Source organism: Acetobacter orientalis (assembly GCF_000963965.1).
Lineage (GTDB): Bacteria > Pseudomonadota > Alphaproteobacteria > Acetobacterales > Acetobacteraceae > Acetobacter > Acetobacter orientalis.
On record NZ_BAMX01000010.1, the window covers coordinates 56,130 to 74,513 of the forward strand.

Below are 18,384 nucleotides of genomic sequence, written 5' to 3' on the forward strand. Positions count from 1 at the left end.
AAAAATCAGAAAGAGCATTCTAGCGCATCAGCCCCCAACACGAAAGGGCTGTTTAGGGGATTCTCCTGATTTCCTGCCCAGAAACCCCTTCCAGCAAAGCATCCACCCCCACACCAAGGCTTGGGTGCACCCATTCTGGGGCCACATCGTGCAAGGGCAACAAGACAAATGCACGCTCATGCGCACGGGGGTGTGGCAGAGTTAGCTTAGGGTCTGCCTGGCACAAAGCGTTATAGGCTATAATGTCCAAATCAAGCGTACGCGCGGCATTAGGCACAGAACGCTGCCGCCCGTAATCTGCCTCAAGTTTTTGTAATATATTTAACAACTGGTAAGGCGGCAGATCCGTTGCAATGCGCACAACCCCATTAACGTATGGCGGCTGCCCAGACGGCGGCATGGGCGCACTTTCGTACCAGCGCGAAACAGCAATAACATCAATACCTTCCACCGCACGCAGTGCCGCAACCACCTCTTGGCAGGTTGCAAGTGCTGCCTGCTCGCCCAAGGGTAAATTTGCCCCCACCGCGATCAGTACCATTTCTGTCCCCTTCCAGTTTTTCATGTTTTGGGATATATCTTTTTACATGCAACACTAGTATAACTGATGCGTTGACATGTTATGACACCATGAGATGAAATAATTTTTAACAAAATTTCACATGCTCTGTTGGTTCTATATTAAAGGGTACAAAACAAATGAACTTAAAAAAAGATGAAAGAACATGTCTTTTTATAGATGGCTCAAGCCTTTATTCTACATCAAGAAGTCTGGGCTTTGATGTTGACTATAAAAAACTGTTAGATTTTTTCACATCCAAGACCCACATTATTCGTGCTTATTATTACGCTGCCATACTGGATACAGAAGACTATTCTCCACTTAAGCCTTTAACAGACTGGCTTTCCTATAACGGTTATTTCTTGGTCACCAAACCCGCGCGTGAATTTACCGACGCAACCGGTAAGCGCCGCGTTAAAGGGAACATGGAAATAGAAATTGCTGTGGATATGCTGGAAATGGCACCCCACATCGACCATGCGATTCTCTTTACAGGCGATTCAGACTTCCGCCGCGTGGTTGAAGCCGTGCAGCGCCAAGGCACACGTGTATCTGTTGTCTCTTCCATGCGCTCTAACCCACCTCTGATTGGTGATGATCTGCGCAGGCAAGCAGACCAGTTTCTTGAACTGGCAACACTGGGTGCCAACTTTACCCGCCGCCAGACAGAAGCCCCGACTCGCCCAGTGCGTGCTGCGGCCCCTATCCGGCATCCGGCAGACCAGATGAGCGAGCCTGAAGAGGAAGATCCACTCCTCTAAGGTTCTACCTTTTGGTATAAATCTGGCGTATGGAACGTGATGATCTTTTAAGTAAGGTCATCACGTTTTTGTTATATAAGTCGCGTATTCCCTCTTTACCTCTTTGATAAACCAAATAAATTTCTAAAAAATTTACTTTAAAAAAATTTTTAGAGATGTGGAAAGAAAAGAGGTGTCATGCGTTTAAAGCAACTCTACTATGATGGTCATCGCGTCCATCATGGAACGGATGGCCGTTTTATTATCTGGAGTTAATTCATGCCCACATGTTCTGAAGCCCGATCCAGCCTTATCTCGTTGCTTCGCGGCGTTGAACATTTCAATACTGAGGTGTTCCCAGCCAAAGAGCGGCTCTTTGCCAGCCTTGCTGGCGGGCAATCCCCCGATGCGCTGTTTATTGCCTGCGCAGACAGCCGTATTAACCCCAACCTGATTACCCAGACCGAACCGGGTGACCTGTTTATTTTGCGCAATATTGGCAACATTGTCCCTGCTTACGGCGAAATGCTGGGCGGTGTCTCTTCTGCCATTGAATACGCCGTACTGGGCCTTGGTGTGTCTTCCATTATTGTGTGCGGCCACTCAGACTGTGGCGCCATGAAAGCCCTTATGGCCCCAGAAAAAGCCGGGCTGGATAAAATGCCCACCGTTGCCTCATGGCTGCGTAATGCAGAAGCAGCACGCGCCGCATTGGGCGACTTCAGCGCAGAAGATGCCGGGCCAGCAACAGTACGCAGCCTGTCAGAACAAAACGTTCTGCTCCAGATTGCTCACTTACGCACCCACCCTGCTGTTGCCGCAGGGCTAGCGCGCGGCACGTTGTTCCTGCAAGGCTGGTTCTATGACATCGGCTCTGGTGAGATCAGCATTCTGGATGAACAGACACGCACAACCGTTTCCATTGCAGACAGCATTGCAAATCTGGAAGCGACAGAAGCAGAAAAAGCCTAAAACTACTCTGGCAGAACACATCTGTTCTGCCAGCTCCACATGCCCCCGCCTTACTTTCTTGCGCATCGCTGGGGCATGCGGGGGTGTGCTGGCCTTTACTTTAGCCTGCACACCCCAAGCCACCGCACAGCCCTTAAAATTTGCAACATGGAATATGGAGTGGCTGCTAGATACAGCAAGCCCCCTTAGCGCCACGGCCCCGGCCGATATTCCGCGCCGCACCAACCAAGACCTTGCAGCCCTTGCAACCTATGCCCAGCATTTAAATGCAGATGTTATTGGGTTTCAGGAAGTGGCAACACCAGCCATTGCCGCCCGTGTTTTTACCCCCACAAACTACCAAATTTTTATGACGCAAGACAGCGTCTTACAACGCACAGGGGCCGCCATACGGCTTGGCTTAAACGCAACACAAAACCCAGACTTTACAGCACTGGCTCTTAACCCAGCACTTACACCACACCCGCTTAGAAGCGGCCTAGACCTTACCCTACACAAAGGCAAAACCAGCCTAAGGCTGCTTGTTGTGCATCTTAAAACTGGGTGTTGGGACAATGCCCCCACTGAAAAAGGGCACTCTTGCCCCCTACTGGTGCAGCAATTTGCGGCTTTACATACTTGGGTTGCCGCACGCCAAAACGCGCACGAAGCCTTTGCCATTATGGGTGACTTCAACCGCCGCATGACCCCACACGACCCGTTTTTTCAAACTCTTGTGCACGACACCCCCCTCACACTCGCAACCGCCGGGGCAGCAAGCCCCTGTGCGGGTGGCAGCTATTTTATAGACCATATTATATTGGGCGGGACAGCAAGCGCGTGGGCTGCGCCATACTCTTTACGGGTTATGGTTTACCAACCAACAGAAAAAGCCGTTCTGTCAGACCACTGCCCGGTTTCTGTTCTTGTAAACATGCCTGAATACTAAAAAACCGCCCCAGAAGAACTGAGACGGTTTTAGTATTTTTAAACAAACAAAAAATAGGTTTTAGCGTGGCCCTGCCGCAGCACGGCCACCGTGGCCACGCCCACCGCCATTCCCACGGCGCGGTGCACCACCTTGCGGCCCACGGCCACCACCACCGCCACCGGGGCGACCACCGCGCGGCGGGCCGCCACGACCACGGCCGCCACCCCCCAGAACGGGAGGGCGCTGCGTAGAGTTTTCTGCATCAGCAGAATGCCAAGGGTGGTCACGCACAACAGGTATTGGCTTACCAATGGTCTTTTCAATATCCCGCAACCAAGCGCGTTGTTCCGGGTCGCAGAAAGACACGGCCCAACCATCGCGCCCTGCACGGGCAGTACGGCCAATACGGTGCACATAGCTTTCTGGCACGTTGGGCAGGTCGTAGTTAAAGACGTGGCTTACTTCATCCACGTCAATACCACGGGCGGCAATGTCTGTTGCCACCAGAACTTTTACGCTACCGGCTCTAAAGCCTTTCATGGCGCGCTCACGCGCACCTTGTGACTTATTGCCGTGAATAGCCTCAGCCACAATGCTGTTTTTATTCAAGAACTCAGCCACTTTATTGGCTTCGTGCTTCATAAGCGTAAACACAACAGCACGGGCAACTTTGGGAGATTCAACCAGCGTGAGCAGTGCATCGCGTTTGTCTGGGGCATTCACAAACATAACAGCCTGCTGGATACGATCCACCGTGCTTGAAGGTGGTGTCACCTCAACCTGTGCGGGGTTATCCAGCAAAGACCCGGCCAAGTCTGCAATGCTGCGTGGCATGGTGGCAGAGAACAGCAATGTTTGCCGTTGCTCTGGCAGATAGGTCATAATACGGCGAATATCGCGCACAAAACCCATATCAAGCATACGGTCTGCTTCGTCCAGCACCAGCACTTCGAGTGCTGATAGGTCGATATGCCCTTGCCCGATCAGGTCAAGCAAGCGGCCCGGTGCAGCCACCAGCACATCTACCCCACGGCGCATGGCTTCAACTTGGCGCCCTTGCCCAACGCCACCAAACACCACAGCTTGCGAGCATTTCATATGGCGGGCGTAAGCCTTAAAGCTGTCGCTAATTTGCGAAACCAGCTCACGCGTGGGGGCCAACACCAGAACACGTGCTTTTTTAGGGCCAACGGCTTTGGGGTTTTTAAGCAAATAATCAAGAATAGGCAGAGAGAATGCTGCGGTTTTACCTGTACCGGTCTGAGCCAACCCCAGCAGATCACGCCCTTGCAGAAGGTGCGGGATAGACTGCGCCTGAATAGGCGTAGGGGTTTCGTACCCTTCTTCGGCAAGTGCCTTTAAAAGGGGTTCAGCAAGTTTCAGGTCAGAAAACGTAGTCATCAGGGCGAAAACCTCTTTGCGCCACCAGAACCAAAAGCAAAGTTTGCTTTTTTCCAGTTAAGCACTTTTATTTTCAAGGCACGCACCCCGGCAAACCACTGGCATAAGCAGGCACACGCGCGCATGGAGTTTTAATAACGTTACTTGGCAGCGTCGCCAGTTTTGGAAACCCAATGAAACCCTGCCCTCTGTGGTTCGTATAAAAGGACTTTTTTAGTCCTGCAAGCCTTCCGTACCATATTAGTCCTGTAATAAACCACAAATATAACCCGACATATACCGGTTGCTCATATGGCAAACGTAGAAAGATTTATTTTAAATGTATGTTTTAAAAGCATTTTTTTATGTTTTTCTAAAATAAACATTTTGTTGCGTTACGTCTTATTTATCAGAGTAACTAACAAATTTTTAAGAAGAAATTTTTGTTTAATGAAAGCATTTTTGGTTTTGAGAGCGACATTTGCCCCTCTTCTCTTCATACACTCCTAATAAAAAGTTTTATTTACGTGCTGGCTGACAGTCTTCTTTACGGCCCAACAAGAACAATGCCTGCTCACCAAATAAATTTGCTAACCGGATAGAGCGGCGCCATGGCGCACGCTCGCCATCTTCATCAACTGCCATCCATTGCTGCACGCAATACCCTTCTTCTTGGCACAGGGCCAAAAAGTCCCGAATGGTGCAGGGGTGAATATTGGGGGTTTCGTACCACGGCGTATGCCAAACAGAGGTCATGGGCATGCGGCCGCTAAACAGCATCATCAATCTTAGCCGCCAGTGCCCAAAATTAGGGAAAGAGACAATGGCATGCCGGCCAATACGCAACATTTGGCGCAATACCTCACGCGGGCGTTCTACTGCTTGCAGGGTGCGTTGCAGCACCACATAGTCAAACGCACCATCGGGGTAGTGTGAAAGGTCATGGTCGGCATCGCCGTGCACTACGGGCAAGCCATGTGCAACCGAGCGTGTGACCTCACGCATGTCAATTTCAATGCCCCGCGCATCGCAGCCACGTAAGCGAAAGAGATGGTCAAGCAAAGCACCATCTCCGCTGCCAATATCAAGCACACGCGTGCCGGGTTCTATCATGTCGGCTATCAGCCGTTGGTCAAGGCGCATTAGGCAAGCCCCGCATGGTCGGCAACGCCGCACAAAAAGCCGCGTACAGTGCGGTCAAAATCTGGTTCGTCCAGCAAAAACGCATCATGGCCTTTGTCGGTCTCAATTTCGACAAACGACACATTGGCCGCCGCCTGATTAAGTGCGCGCACAAGGTAGCGAGAGCTAGACGTTGGAAACAGCCAGTCTGATGAAAAAGACACCACACAAAACCGCACCGGCGTACCTTTAAAAGCATTAGGCAGTTCACCATCATGCTCGGCAGCAAGGTCAAACCAGTCCATGGCGCGGGTAATGGTCAGGTACGAGTTGGCGTCAAACCGGCGCACAAAGGCAGAGCCTTGGTAACGCAGGTACGACTCCACCTCAAACACATCACTGAACATAGACAGTGAGGCCTCTGGCGCTTGGGCGTTAGAGGGGTCTTTGCGCACCCGGCGGCCAAATTTGCGGGTTAGAGCTTCTTCAGACAGGTAAGTAATATGGGCCATCATACGCGCAACAGCCAAGCCACGAGCCGGCACAACATCATGCTGCCAGTACCGGCCACCATGCCAGTCTGGGTCTGCAAAAATGGACTGGCGGCCCACCTCGTTAAACGCAATATTTTGTGCCGAATGGTATGGTGCCGTGGCTATAGGCATGGCTGCCAGCATCATGTTGGGGTAGGTTACAGCCCACTCCAGCACCTGCATGCCGCCCATAGACCCGCCAACCACCGCAAAGAGCCGTTCTATACCAAAATGGCGCACCAATTTGTATTGCGCGCGTACCATGTCGCGCACGGTAACGGGCGGAAAGTCAGTGCCCCACCGTTCTGTGCCATCACCCACGCCATCTGTACGCAAAGAGCGCGGGCCGGTACTGCCCATGCAGCCCCCTAGCACATTCATGCAAATAACAAAAAAGCGGTTGGTATCAATAGGGCGCCCCGGCCCCACCATACGCGACCACCAGCCGGGTTTGCCCGTTAGGGGGTGCTCTTCGGCCACATACTGGTCGCCTGTAAAGGCGTGGCACACCACAATGGCATTATCTTTTGTGGGAGAGAGTGTACCGTAGCTGCAATACGCAACATCAAGTGCGGCAAGATGCACCCCACACTCAAGGTCTAACCCCTCGGGGAAGGTACAGTGCTGGTGCTCTCCAACATCGAGAGGGGCTGTGCTGTTCATGGCTTACTCGACAACTCCGGCAAGATGAACCCGACATAAGCGCACAAACAGGACTTAGCAAGTACGCTTTAGCGTGGGTGCTGGTTTGCGCTCAGGCACGCAACGGCAAAGCAGGAGCATGTAACACGCCCCTGCCCTTTTATTTTAGCCATCCATCTTGAGGGCAGCAAGGAAGGCACTTTGTGGAATTTCCACCTTACCAAACTGCCGCATGCGCTTTTTACCTTCTTTCTGCTTATCCAGCAGCTTGCGCTTACGTGAAATGTCACCACCATAACATTTGGCCGTCACGTCTTTGGAGAGTGCGCCAATGGTTTCACGCGCAATCACTTTGCTGCCAATAGCGGCCTGAATAGCAATTTTAAACAACTGGCGCGGAATAAGGTCTTTCAAGCGGGCGCAAATAGCGCGCCCACGCGCTTCTGACGCAGATCGATGCGCGATGAAAGACAGCGCATCTACCGACTCTTGGTTGACCAGAATAGAGATACGCACAAGATCGCTCTCTTCGTAGCCGTCCATCTGGTAGTCAAAGCTGGCATACCCGCGTGTGAGAGACTTCAAACGGTCATAGAAGTCAAACACCACTTCGTTCAAGGGTAGGCGGTAAACGGCCATAGCCCGGTTGCCCACGTAAGTTAGGTCAACCTGCACACCGCGCCGCTCTGTGCACAACGTAAGCACAGCGCCCAGATACTCGTCTGGCACCATAATGGTGGCTTTGATCCACGGTTCGTAAATCGCCTCAATCTGGGACAGGTCAGGCATATCAGCCGGGTTATGGAGTTCTTCTTCAACCCCGTTGGTCAGGGTCAGTTTGTAGACAACCGATGGTGCCGTCGCAATCAGGTCAAGGTCGAACTCACGCGATAGGCGTTCTTGAATAATTTCAAGGTGCAACAGGCCCAAAAAGCCACAGCGGAACCCAAAGCCCAACGCGGCAGAGGTTTCTGCCTCATAATGGAACGAGGCATCGTTCAGGCGTAGTTTGGCAAGGCTGTCGCGCAGTTTTTCAAAGTCATCTGCCACAATGGGGAAGAGACCACACCACACAACCGGAATAGACGGCTTAAAGCCTGCCAGTGCCGTTTCTGCCGGGCGGCGGTCGTCTGTAATGGTGTCACCCACGTTACAGTCAGCCACGGTTTTAATGGCGGCGTTAATATACCCCATCTCACCCGGGCCAAGGCTTTCAACGTTGGTCATGCGTGGGGAGAACACACCCACCTGGTCAACCAGATGCACAGCGCCGTTAGACATCATGCGAATTTTCATGCCGCGCTTCAGCCGGCCTTCTTTGATTCGCACCAGCACGATCACGCCCAGATAGGGGTCGTACCAGCTATCAACCAGCATGGCTTGTAGGGGCTTTTCAGCATCACCTACCGGTGGGGGCAAACGGGTTACAATGGCTTCCAGCACGCCTTCAATATTCAGGCCGGTTTTGGCAGAAATTTCCACCGCATCATCGGCCGGAATGCCAATCACTTCTTCAATTTGGGCTTTAACGCGCTCTGGTTCTGCTGCGGGTAGGTCAACTTTGTTGAGCACGGGCACAATTTCGTGGTTGGCATCAATGGCCTGGTACACGTTAGCCAGTGTTTGGGCTTCTACCCCTTGAGAGGCATCAACAACCAACAAAGACCCTTCACACGCCGCCAAAGACCGACTGACCTCGTAGGCAAAGTCAACATGTCCGGGGGTGTCCATCAGGTTCAACACATAGGTGTTGCCGTCTTTGGCCGGGTAGGTCAGACGCACGGTCTGGGCCTTGATGGTAATACCCCGCTCTCGCTCCAGATCCATGTTATCGAGCACCTGATTAGACATCTCGCGGGCGGTCAAAGCCCCGCAAGCCTGAATTAGGCGGTCAGCCAGTGTCGATTTCCCATGGTCAATATGGGCGATAATCGAGAAATTGCGGATGAGCGAAAGGGGTGTGTCGGTCATGTTGCTCCCTTTAAGCGATACGGAAGCAAAAGTCAGCCGCTTACAGAAGGCTTCTTTACGCTTTTCGTGTAAATTTTTACGCAAATACGGTGTGTGCTGCCTGATGTACCCCTTAAAGGGTCATCATCACAATACGATGCACCCATAACCCAGATGTATTTTCGGGCACAACAATGCTCTGCAACTCGGCTGAGGGGTCGTAAAACGGGGTAATAACCGGCGGCAACCCGGCTTGCCAGATTCCCACAACAGGGGCCTGCCCCTGCCGCACCAGCAAAACCCTGTCTGAGCGGCGCAAAGGGTGGTCTGGCAAGAGCACAAGAGAGCTGCCCTCACGCAGGGTGGGTTCTAAGGTTGGGCTGTCTACCCGCACGCTATAGGCCTCGGCTGGTAAACTACTGGGCAGCATAGCGTGCTCCCACTTTAGGCCCACTGGGTAGCCTTGCTCATCATACAAACGGGTTTCAGAAAGCCGAGACAAAGGCAGGGCTGGCGCTTGCCTTACTGCATGGCGGTGCTGCGTAGGCGCTGGCGCACCGAGCGCACTCCCGCGCAGGCCCTGCGCCTCTGCCCCTTCTACTTGTTGCGCAAAAACAGACCACGGCACATGCAAAACAGAAAGGGCTGCCAGCAAACTTGGCATAGCGGGCCAGCGGTACCCGCCATGACCACCCACACGGCGTGAAGGGTTAAAGGTTGTTGCATCTAACCCAGCCGCTTTTGCCAGAGCCGAGGGCGTTAGCCCCCGCTCAAAAGCCAATGTGTCGAGCATATGCCACACTGTCTCTGGCTGGATTGTAACCACTTAGCTACCAACGCCCGGCTTAAGGGGGGCTTTGCGTTTAAGCACCTCTTGCGTATGCCGGGCCTGCCCCTCTTCTGTTATGTAAAAGCGGCCTTGGGCAGAGCGGGTTACAAACCCCATACCCTGCATGCGTTTAAGGCAGGGGTCGTCTTGCAGGCCCTCCGGCCGCCCTAGAGCGCCAGACAGGCACAGCCTGTGCAGGGCAGAGCGGCAGCAGGTCTCTAGGTAGGGTTCTTTCCAGACTTTGCTCAAAATACCCTCTTTTTTCACCCGTTTGGCTGCGTTTAATGCAGGCCCGGTGCTTCCTGCCCGGTGCGGGCAACGTATTCTGTATAGCCACCACCATATTGGTGCAGCCCATCTGCGCTGAGTTCAAGCACGCGGTTAGAAAGGGCTGCCAGAAAATGCCGATCATGCGAGACAAACAGCATAGTGCCTTCATAGTTTGCCAAGGCTTTAATCAACATTTCCTTAGTGCCAATGTCCAAATGGTTGGTGGGTTCGTCCAGCACCAGAAAATTGGGCGGGTCAAACAGCATAAGCGCCATAACCAGACGGGCTTTTTCACCACCTGAAAGCACGCGGCAGCTTTTTTCAACCTCATCACCCGAAAAACCAAAGCCACCAGCCAAAGAGCGCAAAGCCCCTTGGTTAGCGAGCGGGAAAGCCCGCTCAAGCGTTTCAAAAATAGTTAAGCTGCCATCAAGCACGTCCATGGCGTGCTGGGCAAAATACCCCATTTTCACGTTACTACCTATTGTAACGGTGCCCGCATCTGGCTGGGTTGTACCCGCTATCAACTTAAGCAGGGTTGATTTACCAGCCCCATTCACACCCATAATACAGCACCGCTCACCACGGCGAATAAGCAGGTCTAGCCCTTTATAAATAACCTTACTGCCGTAGCTTTTATCGACCCCCTGCAAACTGGCCACCACATCGCCCGAGCGCGGCGCAGGCGGGAACTCAAAGCTCATGGCCTGCCGCCGCTTTGGTGGCTCTACACGGTCAATTTTATCCAGCTTTTTTACGCGGCTTTGCACCTGCGCGGCATGAGACGCACGGGCTTTAAAGCGCTCAATAAAGCTCACCTCTTTAGCCAACATGGCCTGCTGGCGCTCAAACTGGGCCTGCTGCTGTTTTTCGCTTATGGCGCGTTGCTGCTCGTAAAACTCATAATCGCCTGAGTAACTGGTCAGCGTACCGCCATCAATTTCAATAACTTTATTAATAATACGGTTCATAAACGCCCGGTCGTGCGAGGTCATGAGCAGCGCACCATCGTAACCAGACAAAAACTGCTCCAGCCAGATCAGGCTTTCCAGATCCAAATGGTTGCTTGGTTCGTCAAGCAGCATAACGTCTGGGCGCATCAGCAAAATGCGCCCTAGGGCTACACGCATTTTCCAGCCACCCGACAAATTGCCAACATCGCCATCCATCATGGCTTGGCTAAAGCCGAGCCCATGCAGCACTTCACGTGCTTTGCCGTCTAGCGCGTAACCGCCTAACTCTTCAAAACGGGCCTGCACCTCACCAAATCGCTCCAAAATGCTTTCAAGCTGGTCATACTGTTCTGGGTCGGCCATGGCGGCTTCAAGCACGGCAAGTTCTGCCGCCACCTCAGACACTGCGCCCGCCCCGTTCATGACCTCTGCCACAGCAGAGCGGCCAGACATCTCACCCACATCTTGGCTAAAAAACCCAACGCTTACGCCGCGGTCTACCAATACCTGCCCTTCATCGGGCTCTTCCTGCTTGGTCATCATACGGAAAAGCGTTGACTTACCGGCCCCATTTGGCCCCACAAGCCCTACTTTTTCGCCTTTTTGCAACGCGGCTGAGGCTTCAATAAAAATGACGCGCTGGCCGTTATGCTTACTAATATTATCAAGGCGGATCATACGTAGGGTCTTTCTGGCTTATGGTGCGGCCACTTATTCCCGAAGCGAGCAAGAAGGTAAACCACCAAGGTGGGCAGCATGCCAAGAAGAGCGCGTTACACGCTCAACCAGCCCGCCTTTTTACCCAGCCACCAAAGGCGGCAACGCAGCGCGCATATAGTGCATTAATGACGTTGCCCCTTTATGCGGTGCATCTGGCTGGGCGTAACGGTTGGCCACAAAAATCTCTGTCATGTGTGCGTAAGAGTGCGCTGCCTGTTCTGAAAAACCATGAGAGCGGTAGTAACTCAGCCATGCCTCTGGCGGCACCTCGTTCACTTGCACCGAGCGCCCTAAAACCTGCTCCATATTGTGCGCAACTTCTGCCGGGGTATAACGCTTAGGCCCTTCAATAAAATAAGTGCCAACCTGCTCAACCGGAGCAGCCAGCAAGTGTGCCGCAAACTGCCCAACATCGTGCGGGGCCACCATGGCAACCGGCACAGTTGCAGGCAGCACGCTTGAAAGCACACCATTTGCCAGCACCTGCGGCACGGCCGCACACCAATTGCTCATGTAATAAGCCGCACGTACGCAACATAGGGGTATGCCAAGCTGTTGCGCACCTTGTTCAAATTCATACAAAACCCCAAGGTCTGCACAATGGGCACCGGCTTGCGCCCCGTAGGTTGACTGCACGACTATTTTTTCAAGCGCCACACCGCGCAAGGCGCTTAAAATGGCGTGTACGCTTTGCCGCTCCAGCACATCTGTATTACCGCCTACTGCGGCAGGTGGGTTAAGTAAAAAAGCCCGCTTAGCGTGCTTAAAAACAGTTTTTAGGGCTTGCGTGTTGTGTATGTCCAACACGGCTGCTGCCGCATTTTTGTGCTGCCACGCGGCTGTTTTGGCCGCACTTCTAGTTACCACAGTAACGCTATGCCCTAACGCCAAAAGCGTATTGGCTACAGCAGCCCCAACATGCCCACCAGCGCCCAAAACCACATACATGCCAGCAAACCTTTCCATACCCGCAAAACAAGAGGGAAAAGGCTAACAGAGCAGGCACTATACAGCACCCCATAAAAAAACGCCTGCATGGTTACAAACCACACAGGCGCATATTTTAAAGGCTTGTTTGTAACAGGTTTAACTTAAGCCTGTTCAATATTGTCCTGCTTAACACCCTGCACAACGTAACCGCCCATAAGCAGGGCTGGCACCACAAACGCAAGGCAAAATGCGGGAAAGCTCAGGTCGCTCAGCTTTGTGCCTACCAGCATCAAATCTACACCAAAAACGACAAGACTTGCATAAACGCCCATTGGGTCTGACCTTTTTTCAAATAGTATGCCTGCATCAGAACTTTTCAAAAAAACTGAGCAAGAATACGCCTAAATGAGTGAGAACTGCGGCCCACATTGTTAGGCAACACTCTCTTGCCAGACACCCTACTATTTTGATGTAAAAAGTCAATTTATTCTTGACGAACACTAAGAGAACCGAATTGGTCTTCTTTAAATTTTCAATCTATACTGAACAGAATAAATAAATATAGTTTTTTGATTTATAGTTTCTATATATTTAAATTTTGCATGAAACATATAGAAAGAGCAGCATTTCCGCCATTTGCCTTCCCGCTCACACGGCCCATCGTAGCCCTCACCCACAGGTCAATAGCCGTGCTCTAATGCGGCATTAAGCCAGCAGCACAATCATGCTATGCCCGCATATCGCCCACTCAGCCCTAAGGAACCGGCAATGACTCGAGAGATTTTCCCGCGCGTTGGGTGCGGTGCAGTGTTACTTAAAAACAATGCACTCTTGCTCGTGCATAGAAAACGAGACCCAGAAAGCGACCATTGGGGGCTACCCGGTGGCAAAGTAGACCCGTTTGAAACCGTGCCCCAAGCCGTTGTGCGCGAAATTAAGGAAGAAACAGGCGTGCACATTACACACCTCCGCCTGCTCTGCCTTGTTGACCACATTGCACCAGACCACAGCGCACACTGGGTTGCCCCAGTCTATTTGGCAGAAAAATTTGAAGGCAAACCCAGCGTAAAAGAGCCTAACGCCTTAGCTGGCGTTAAATGGTGCCCCCTTAACGCCCTACCGGCAAAACTAACCTATGCCACCCACATTGCACTAAAAGCACTGTATGCCCAAAACATGGTAGTTCAGGCTTAACGCTACAAAACCCAAGCCTACGCATTAGCTTTACGGTTTAGGCCGGAGCCGTAAAACTAAGCTGAGCTCCCCCTCCCTACAAGTAGAGCCAAGGCGTTGAATGTAAGGGCTTATTCACATTCTGCGCTTAGTTGCCGCTCACGGTTTTCTTGCTTTGCACCATACGCCACATAAACACTCATAAGCACAATTGGGAAAATAAACGCCGCAGAAAACTCCGGAAATGTCAGGCTATTGTATTTTAGGCTAACAAAGATGATATCCAGCCCAATAAGCGTAAAGCAAAGAAACATACCCATTTTCTTATAAACTCCAGAAAATATAGGCTTTTGCGCTGCATTGCATAAACCACGGTTGCGCAACACCCCAATATTCCAAAATAAATTTGCAGGAATATTTTCTAATTTCATTTGGTTATTATTTTATTTATTGAGTCAATATAAATAAAAATGTGATATATAAACAAACATTATAGAGTTTTATATTTTATTAAACACCCACACTGCAAGCCCAGCTTTACAGCCCAACAAACCAGCAGTGCGCATGCCGTATTCTCTCATAAAGCTGCCATTTTATCACCACATAGTGCGCTCTACTCTGCTTGCACAGGGAAACCCATTTTGTGGGTTTTTCTCTTTGAATGACAAAAAAGGCATTTGAAATGAAAAAGGCTTTACTGGCCACCGCCCTGACATTTGGCATGCTGAGTGCTGCTGGTTCTTTGGCACGTGCAGAAGATGCACCACAGCCACCAGCTCCACCGCCGCATGGCATGCACGGCATGTGCCACCACCACGGGCCTATTCTTTCCCTTGATGGTGTTAAACTTACCTCTGCACAAAAGAAAAAAGTGCAGGCCATTCTTGATGCCAATCGCCCAGACCCCAAAGCCGACATGGAGCAAGAACGGAGCTTTCACCAGCAAATCCGTACCCTGCTAACCAGCCCCGGCCCGGTTGATACCACGCAGCTTACTGCGCTTGAGCAGCAAATAACCACATTGCACAGCCAGCGCGAGGCCGCACGCCTTAACACGCAGGTGCAAATTCATGACGTGCTGACCAAAAAGCAGCTTAAGCAAATTGCAGACAAAGCAGAGGAAGAACGCCCCTGCCCGCCCCCACCACCACCGCCGGGTGCAGATGGCAACCCACCGCCGCCCCCTCCGGCAGCAGAGAAATAATACAAGCCAGAAAAGGCCACCCAAACCGGGTGGCCTTTTTTATTGCCTAGCCCTACCACAGTTCACACTCCCGTGAAGTATGCCAAAAAAACGTTCATAATTCCCTACCGCCGGTTGCACTCCTGCCCAATTTAAACAAACTCTGGCACGGAAGCAGGAGACAGCCTGAACCGGCCGACCTCCTGTATCATCGTCGCAACAAGAGTTAAGGAGGAGCACATCATGGCTTGGACAACACCACAGGTTACCGAAATTCCTTTGGGCGCAGAAATTAACAGCTACGTCTGCGGCCAAAAGAAATAAGTGGCCCTTTGTGCCGCCAGAAGTGGCCCCCTTTGCGGGTTCCCTCTGGCGGCATTTTTAGTTTAGAAGCTGTTACATGCTTGATATTATTGTCCTTGGCGCAGCCGCTGGCGGCGGTTTCCCACAATGGAACTCTAACGCCGCAGCGTGTAACCGCGCCCGTGCACAAGACCCTAAAGCCCCTGCACGCACGCAGGCCTCCTTAGCGGTAAGCGGCGATGGCGTGCATTGGTACATTCTCAATGCCTCGCCAGATTTACGCACCCAAATTAACCAGACTCCGGCCCTACACCCCAAAACCGGCCTACGCTCTACCCCAATAAGCGGTGTGGTGCTAACCAGTGGTGAAATTGACACCATTACCGGCCTGCTTACCCTGCGCGAAAAACAGGCTTTTGCCCTTTACGCCGCCCAGCCCGTACTGGCCCAGCTTGACGCAAACCCAATATTTGAAGCCCTAGACCGCAGCTTGGTGAGCCGCTACAGCATGGCGCTTGGTCAGCCATTGGCCCTAACGCCTGCCGGTTTTAGCATCACCCCGTTTGCTGTACCCGGCAAAGTGCCATTGTATGCCGAGCAAGGGGCAAACCCCGCCGAAATTAAAATGGACGGCGAATTTATTGGCCTCGATATTTCAGACGGCCAGCGCCATGCCCTGTTTATTCCCGGTTGCGCCATGATGACAGATCCCCTCGCCCAAAAAATAAACGGGGCAGATCTTGTCTTTTTTGATGGTACACTCTGGACAGATGATGAAATGGTGCGCGCAGGCCTAGGGGCTAAAACCGGCAAGCGCATGGGCCACATGTCTGTGGCAGACACACCAGATGGCACCCTAGCCACCTTTGCACCCCTGCATGTTGGGCGTAAAATTTTTATTCACATCAATAACTCCAACCCTATCCTCATTTCAGACTCGCCCGAGCGGCAAGCCGTTGAGCAGGCAGGGTGGGAGGTTGCTTTTGACGGCATGAGGGTAACGCTATGACCAACCGCCTTTTAACCCCAGATGAGCTTGAAGCCGCTTTACGCGCTATTGGGGCCGAGCGTTACCACAACCTGCACCCTTTTCACCGTGCGTTGCACGATGGCAAATTAACCAAAGGCCAAGTGCAGGCATGGGCTCTTAACCGCTATTATTATCAGGCCAGCATTCCCGCTAAAGATGCCACTTTGCTGGCGCGCCTGCCTACGGCTGAACTGCGCCGCGAATGGCGCCGCCGCCTGATAGACCATGACGGCACAGAACCCAACACAGGTGGGGTGGCCCGCTGGCTAAAACTCACCGATGGTTTGGGCCTAGACCGCGCTTATGTAGAATCGCTCGAAGGGCTTCTACCCGGCACCCGCTTTGCGGTTGAAGCCTATGTGCATTTTGTGCGCGAACGCTCCATTTTAGAAGCCATTGCCTCTTCGCTTACCGAGCTATTCTCTCCCACTATCATCAGCGAGCGTGTTTCTGGCATGCTGCGCAACTACAGCTTTGTAACAGAAGAAACACTGGCCTACTTCAAACCACGCCTTACCCAAGCCCCGCAAGATTCTGCTTTTGCCTTGGCTTACGTTAAAGAGCACGCCCGCACGGTTGAGCAGCAAACTGCCGTGCTCAATGCGCTTAAATTTAAATGTGGGGTGCTATGGTCTATGCTGGATGAGCTAGATTACGCCTATGTAGCCCCCGGCAATATTCCCCCCGGTGCCTTTAGGCCACAGGTGGCGGTATGAGTGACACCACAGCCACCACACCTTTTAGCGAAACAACACTACTGCGTTTTGCGCGTGGTAACCGCCTGCAATATGACCGCGTGCGCGAGCAATGGTTTATTCAAGCCCCAGAGCGCGCCTTTATTGCAGACCCCAACGCCGCAGAAGTTTTGCAACTTATAGACGGCAAACGCACTTTAGGTGCCATAACAGATAAACTGCACCAAAAGTTTAACGCCCCGCGTGAGGTCATTCTGCGCGATACTTTGCGCCTCACGCAGGAACTGGCCGACAAACAGGTTTTAACGGTGGTATGAGCAATACCCCACCACCACCGATGAGCCTATTGGCAGAACTTACACACCGCTGCCCCCTGCAATGCCCGTATTGCTCCAACCCCCTCCAGCTTGATGCCCGCACAACAGAGCTTAGCACCGCAGACTGGCGGCGGGTGATAGAGCAAGCGGCAGAAATGGGAGTGTTACAGGTACATTTTTCGGGCGGTGAGCCTATGGCCCGCCCAGACCTGCCAGAACTGGTAGCCCATGCGGTCTCTCTGGGGCTTTACACTAACCTTATAACCTCTGGCATTTTGCTTAACCCAAAAACGCTTAAAGCCCTGAGCGATGCTGGGCTTGACCATGTGCAACTCTCTTTTCAAGACGCCACACCCGAGCAAGCTGACTATATTGGCGGCATGGCAGGGGCTCAGGCCAAAAAGCTCGAGGCTGCCCGCCTCATTGTAGAAGATGGGCTGCCACTTACCCTTAACTTTGTTATTCACCGGCAAAATGCAGAGCGCGTACCCGCCATGCTGCAAATGGCCGAAACTTTAGGCGCACGCCGCGTAGAAATTGCCCACACGCAATATTATGGCTGGGGCCTACTTAACCGAGACGCCCTGCTGCCCTCACGCACACAGTTAGAAGAAACAGAGCGGGCCGTTGCCCAAGCCCGCGCACGCTTTGGCACCCGCATTGCCATAGATTTTGTAACCCCAGACTACTACGCAGACCAACCCAAACCCTGCATGGGCGGGTGGGGCCAACGGTTTTTAAACGTATCTCCCTCTGGCAAGGTGCTGCCCTGCCACGCGGCAGAGAGTATTCCCGGCCTGCATTTTCCGTCCGTACAGGAGGAAACACTGGCCGCTATCTGGCAAAATTCACCACTTTTCACGCTATACCGTGGCACAGACTGGATGCCGGAACCCTGCCAGTCTTGCGCTTTTAAAGAGCAAGACTGGGGCGGCTGCCGCTGCCAGGCCCTTGCCCTAACAGGTAATGCCAGCGCAACAGACCCAGTGTGTGAACGCGCGCCGGGCCACAGCGTTATACAACAAGCCATAGCCAACCGCCCCGCTGTGCCACCAGCGTTTCGGTACCGGCGTTATGGTAACGCGGAGACTGCCTGAAGCACATTACGCCCCTTCTCTTTTAAGGGGCTAGTCACTCTGCTTTCCCGCACGCGCTACATTTCGGAAAAGA

At 52.5% G+C, this 18,384-nt stretch carries 21 protein-coding genes; 10 read left to right on the forward strand and 11 right to left on the reverse strand.

Annotation, left to right across the window (positions count from 1 at the left end; genetic code table 11):
- Nucleotides 1–52 precede the first annotated feature (52 nt).
- Nucleotides 53–541, reverse strand: coding sequence for a 2-amino-4-hydroxy-6-hydroxymethyldihydropteridine diphosphokinase (folK, locus tag Abor_RS03970; RefSeq protein ID WP_084594375.1), 489 nt, complete (start codon nucleotides 539–541; stop codon nucleotides 53–55).
- A gap of 158 nt (nucleotides 542–699) precedes the next feature.
- Here folK and Abor_RS03975 point away from each other — a divergent pair, with 158 nt between their 5' ends.
- The 3 genes from Abor_RS03975 (at nucleotide 700) to Abor_RS03985 (ending at nucleotide 3,202) form a co-directional block, all read left to right on the forward strand.
- Nucleotides 700–1,323 carry a LabA-like NYN domain-containing protein gene (locus Abor_RS03975; protein ID WP_048840549.1) on the forward strand — a complete coding sequence of 208 codons (624 nt, stop codon included), beginning with the start codon at nucleotides 700–702 and terminating at the stop codon, nucleotides 1,321–1,323.
- A 258-nt stretch (nucleotides 1,324–1,581) separates the two neighbouring features.
- Nucleotides 1,582–2,274, forward strand: a complete 693-nt coding sequence (locus tag Abor_RS03980) for a carbonic anhydrase (RefSeq protein ID WP_048840550.1) — start codon at nucleotides 1,582–1,584, stop codon at nucleotides 2,272–2,274.
- 85 nt (nucleotides 2,275–2,359) lie between these two features.
- Nucleotides 2,360–3,202, forward strand: coding sequence for an endonuclease/exonuclease/phosphatase family protein (locus tag Abor_RS03985; protein WP_232015158.1), 843 nt, complete (start codon nucleotides 2,360–2,362; stop codon nucleotides 3,200–3,202).
- A gap of 60 nt (nucleotides 3,203–3,262) precedes the next feature.
- On the opposite strand, the gene Abor_RS03990 is transcribed toward Abor_RS03985, so the two are convergent.
- The 9 genes from Abor_RS03990 to Abor_RS04030 form a co-directional block, all read right to left on the reverse strand.
- Nucleotides 3,263–4,585, reverse strand: coding sequence for a DEAD/DEAH box helicase (locus tag Abor_RS03990; protein WP_048840552.1), 1,323 nt, complete (start codon nucleotides 4,583–4,585; stop codon nucleotides 3,263–3,265).
- A gap of 498 nt (nucleotides 4,586–5,083) precedes the next feature.
- Nucleotides 5,084–5,707: a methionine biosynthesis protein MetW gene (gene metW, locus Abor_RS03995; RefSeq protein WP_048840553.1), complete on the reverse strand. Its 624-nt coding sequence runs from the start codon at nucleotides 5,705–5,707 to the stop codon at nucleotides 5,084–5,086.
- Nucleotides 5,707–6,882, reverse strand: coding sequence for a homoserine O-acetyltransferase MetX (gene metX, locus Abor_RS04000; protein WP_048840554.1), 1,176 nt, complete (start codon nucleotides 6,880–6,882; stop codon nucleotides 5,707–5,709). Before metX ends, metW begins: the two co-directional genes overlap by 1 nt.
- A gap of 144 nt (nucleotides 6,883–7,026) precedes the next feature.
- Nucleotides 7,027–8,832, reverse strand: coding sequence for a translation elongation factor 4 (gene lepA / locus Abor_RS04005; RefSeq protein WP_048840555.1), 1,806 nt, complete (start codon nucleotides 8,830–8,832; stop codon nucleotides 7,027–7,029).
- Nucleotides 8,833–8,944: 112 nt separating this feature from the next.
- Complete coding sequence (locus tag Abor_RS04010) at nucleotides 8,945–9,604, reverse strand: helix-turn-helix transcriptional regulator (RefSeq protein ID WP_084594376.1); 660 nt, start codon at nucleotides 9,602–9,604, stop codon at nucleotides 8,945–8,947.
- A gap of 33 nt (nucleotides 9,605–9,637) precedes the next feature.
- Entirely contained in the window at nucleotides 9,638–9,889 is a 252-nt protein-coding gene (locus Abor_RS04015; RefSeq protein ID WP_048840674.1) for a hypothetical protein, read from the reverse strand.
- 32 nt (nucleotides 9,890–9,921) lie between these two features.
- The gene (locus Abor_RS04020; RefSeq protein WP_048840557.1) at nucleotides 9,922–11,541 is read right to left on the reverse strand and encodes an ABC-F family ATP-binding cassette domain-containing protein; all 1,620 of its coding nucleotides are present in this window, start codon (nucleotides 11,539–11,541) and stop codon (nucleotides 9,922–9,924) included.
- Between the two features lie 120 nt (nucleotides 11,542–11,661).
- Nucleotides 11,662–12,531: an NmrA family NAD(P)-binding protein gene (locus Abor_RS04025; protein WP_048840558.1), complete on the reverse strand. Its 870-nt coding sequence runs from the start codon at nucleotides 12,529–12,531 to the stop codon at nucleotides 11,662–11,664.
- Nucleotides 12,532–12,674: 143 nt separating this feature from the next.
- On the reverse strand, nucleotides 12,675–12,845 hold the full coding sequence (locus Abor_RS04030; protein WP_158319716.1) for a hypothetical protein: 171 nt from the start codon (nucleotides 12,843–12,845) through the stop codon (nucleotides 12,675–12,677).
- A 436-nt stretch (nucleotides 12,846–13,281) separates the two neighbouring features.
- Here Abor_RS04030 and Abor_RS04035 point away from each other — a divergent pair, with 436 nt between their 5' ends.
- A complete protein-coding gene (locus tag Abor_RS04035; protein ID WP_048840559.1) occupies nucleotides 13,282–13,707 on the forward strand; it encodes an NUDIX domain-containing protein in 426 nt (141 codons plus the stop codon).
- Between the two features lie 110 nt (nucleotides 13,708–13,817).
- On the opposite strand, the gene Abor_RS04040 is transcribed toward Abor_RS04035, so the two are convergent.
- Nucleotides 13,818–14,117 (reverse strand): hypothetical protein, encoded by a 300-nt coding sequence (locus Abor_RS04040; RefSeq protein ID WP_048840560.1) that lies wholly within the window; start codon nucleotides 14,115–14,117, stop codon nucleotides 13,818–13,820.
- A 251-nt stretch (nucleotides 14,118–14,368) separates the two neighbouring features.
- Between Abor_RS04040 and Abor_RS04045 the strand changes: the two genes are divergently transcribed.
- The 6 genes from Abor_RS04045 to pqqE all read left to right on the forward strand — a co-directional run bounded on the left by Abor_RS04045 (nucleotide 14,369) and on the right by pqqE (nucleotide 18,311).
- Entirely contained in the window at nucleotides 14,369–14,890 is a 522-nt protein-coding gene (locus tag Abor_RS04045) for a Spy/CpxP family protein refolding chaperone (RefSeq protein WP_048840675.1), read from the forward strand.
- A gap of 222 nt (nucleotides 14,891–15,112) precedes the next feature.
- Nucleotides 15,113–15,193, forward strand: a complete 81-nt coding sequence (gene pqqA / locus Abor_RS04050; RefSeq protein WP_048838458.1) for a pyrroloquinoline quinone precursor peptide PqqA — start codon at nucleotides 15,113–15,115, stop codon at nucleotides 15,191–15,193.
- 76 nt (nucleotides 15,194–15,269) lie between these two features.
- Complete coding sequence (gene pqqB / locus Abor_RS04055; protein WP_048840561.1) at nucleotides 15,270–16,181, forward strand: pyrroloquinoline quinone biosynthesis protein PqqB; 912 nt, start codon at nucleotides 15,270–15,272, stop codon at nucleotides 16,179–16,181.
- Nucleotides 16,178–16,918, forward strand: coding sequence for a pyrroloquinoline-quinone synthase PqqC (gene pqqC, locus Abor_RS04060; RefSeq protein ID WP_048840562.1), 741 nt, complete (start codon nucleotides 16,178–16,180; stop codon nucleotides 16,916–16,918). The genes pqqB and pqqC overlap by 4 nt, the downstream gene beginning before the upstream one ends.
- A complete protein-coding gene (pqqD, locus tag Abor_RS04065; RefSeq protein ID WP_048840563.1) occupies nucleotides 16,915–17,214 on the forward strand; it encodes a pyrroloquinoline quinone biosynthesis peptide chaperone PqqD in 300 nt (99 codons plus the stop codon). The genes pqqC and pqqD overlap by 4 nt, the downstream gene beginning before the upstream one ends.
- On the forward strand, nucleotides 17,211–18,311 hold the full coding sequence (gene pqqE / locus Abor_RS04070; protein WP_048840564.1) for a pyrroloquinoline quinone biosynthesis protein PqqE: 1,101 nt from the start codon (nucleotides 17,211–17,213) through the stop codon (nucleotides 18,309–18,311). Before pqqD ends, pqqE begins: the two co-directional genes overlap by 4 nt.
- Nucleotides 18,312–18,384 lie beyond the last annotated feature (73 nt).

Excerpts from the sequence above, each read along its gene's own strand:
- pqqE (WP_048840564.1), top strand. The coding sequence starts at position 17,211 with ATGAGCAATACCCCACCACCACCGATGAGCCTATTGGCAGAACTTACA.
- Abor_RS04045 (WP_048840675.1), top strand. The coding sequence starts at position 14,369 with ATGAAAAAGGCTTTACTGGCCACCGCCCTGACATTTGGCATGCTGAGT.
- Abor_RS04030 (WP_158319716.1), bottom strand. The coding sequence starts at position 12,845 with ATGGGCGTTTATGCAAGTCTTGTCGTTTTTGGTGTAGATTTGATGCTG.
- Abor_RS04035 (WP_048840559.1), top strand. The coding sequence starts at position 13,282 with ATGACTCGAGAGATTTTCCCGCGCGTTGGGTGCGGTGCAGTGTTACTT.
- Abor_RS04040 (WP_048840560.1), bottom strand. The coding sequence starts at position 14,117 with ATGAAATTAGAAAATATTCCTGCAAATTTATTTTGGAATATTGGGGTG.
- folK (WP_084594375.1), bottom strand. The coding sequence starts at position 541 with ATGGTACTGATCGCGGTGGGGGCAAATTTACCCTTGGGCGAGCAGGCA.
- metX (WP_048840554.1), bottom strand. The coding sequence starts at position 6,882 with ATGAACAGCACAGCCCCTCTCGATGTTGGAGAGCACCAGCACTGTACC.
- Abor_RS03975 (WP_048840549.1), top strand. The coding sequence starts at position 700 with ATGAACTTAAAAAAAGATGAAAGAACATGTCTTTTTATAGATGGCTCA.
- metW (WP_048840553.1), bottom strand. The coding sequence starts at position 5,707 with ATGCGCCTTGACCAACGGCTGATAGCCGACATGATAGAACCCGGCACG.
- Abor_RS03980 (WP_048840550.1), top strand. The coding sequence starts at position 1,582 with ATGCCCACATGTTCTGAAGCCCGATCCAGCCTTATCTCGTTGCTTCGC.
- pqqB (WP_048840561.1), top strand. The coding sequence starts at position 15,270 with ATGCTTGATATTATTGTCCTTGGCGCAGCCGCTGGCGGCGGTTTCCCA.
- pqqC (WP_048840562.1), top strand. The coding sequence starts at position 16,178 with ATGACCAACCGCCTTTTAACCCCAGATGAGCTTGAAGCCGCTTTACGC.
- Abor_RS03990 (WP_048840552.1), bottom strand. The coding sequence starts at position 4,585 with ATGACTACGTTTTCTGACCTGAAACTTGCTGAACCCCTTTTAAAGGCA.
- lepA (WP_048840555.1), bottom strand. The coding sequence starts at position 8,832 with ATGACCGACACACCCCTTTCGCTCATCCGCAATTTCTCGATTATCGCC.
- pqqA (WP_048838458.1), top strand. The coding sequence starts at position 15,113 with ATGGCTTGGACAACACCACAGGTTACCGAAATTCCTTTGGGCGCAGAA.
- Abor_RS04020 (WP_048840557.1), bottom strand. The coding sequence starts at position 11,541 with ATGATCCGCCTTGATAATATTAGTAAGCATAACGGCCAGCGCGTCATT.
- Abor_RS04025 (WP_048840558.1), bottom strand. The coding sequence starts at position 12,531 with ATGTATGTGGTTTTGGGCGCTGGTGGGCATGTTGGGGCTGCTGTAGCC.
- pqqD (WP_048840563.1), top strand. The coding sequence starts at position 16,915 with ATGAGTGACACCACAGCCACCACACCTTTTAGCGAAACAACACTACTG.
- Abor_RS04010 (WP_084594376.1), bottom strand. The coding sequence starts at position 9,604 with ATGCTCGACACATTGGCTTTTGAGCGGGGGCTAACGCCCTCGGCTCTG.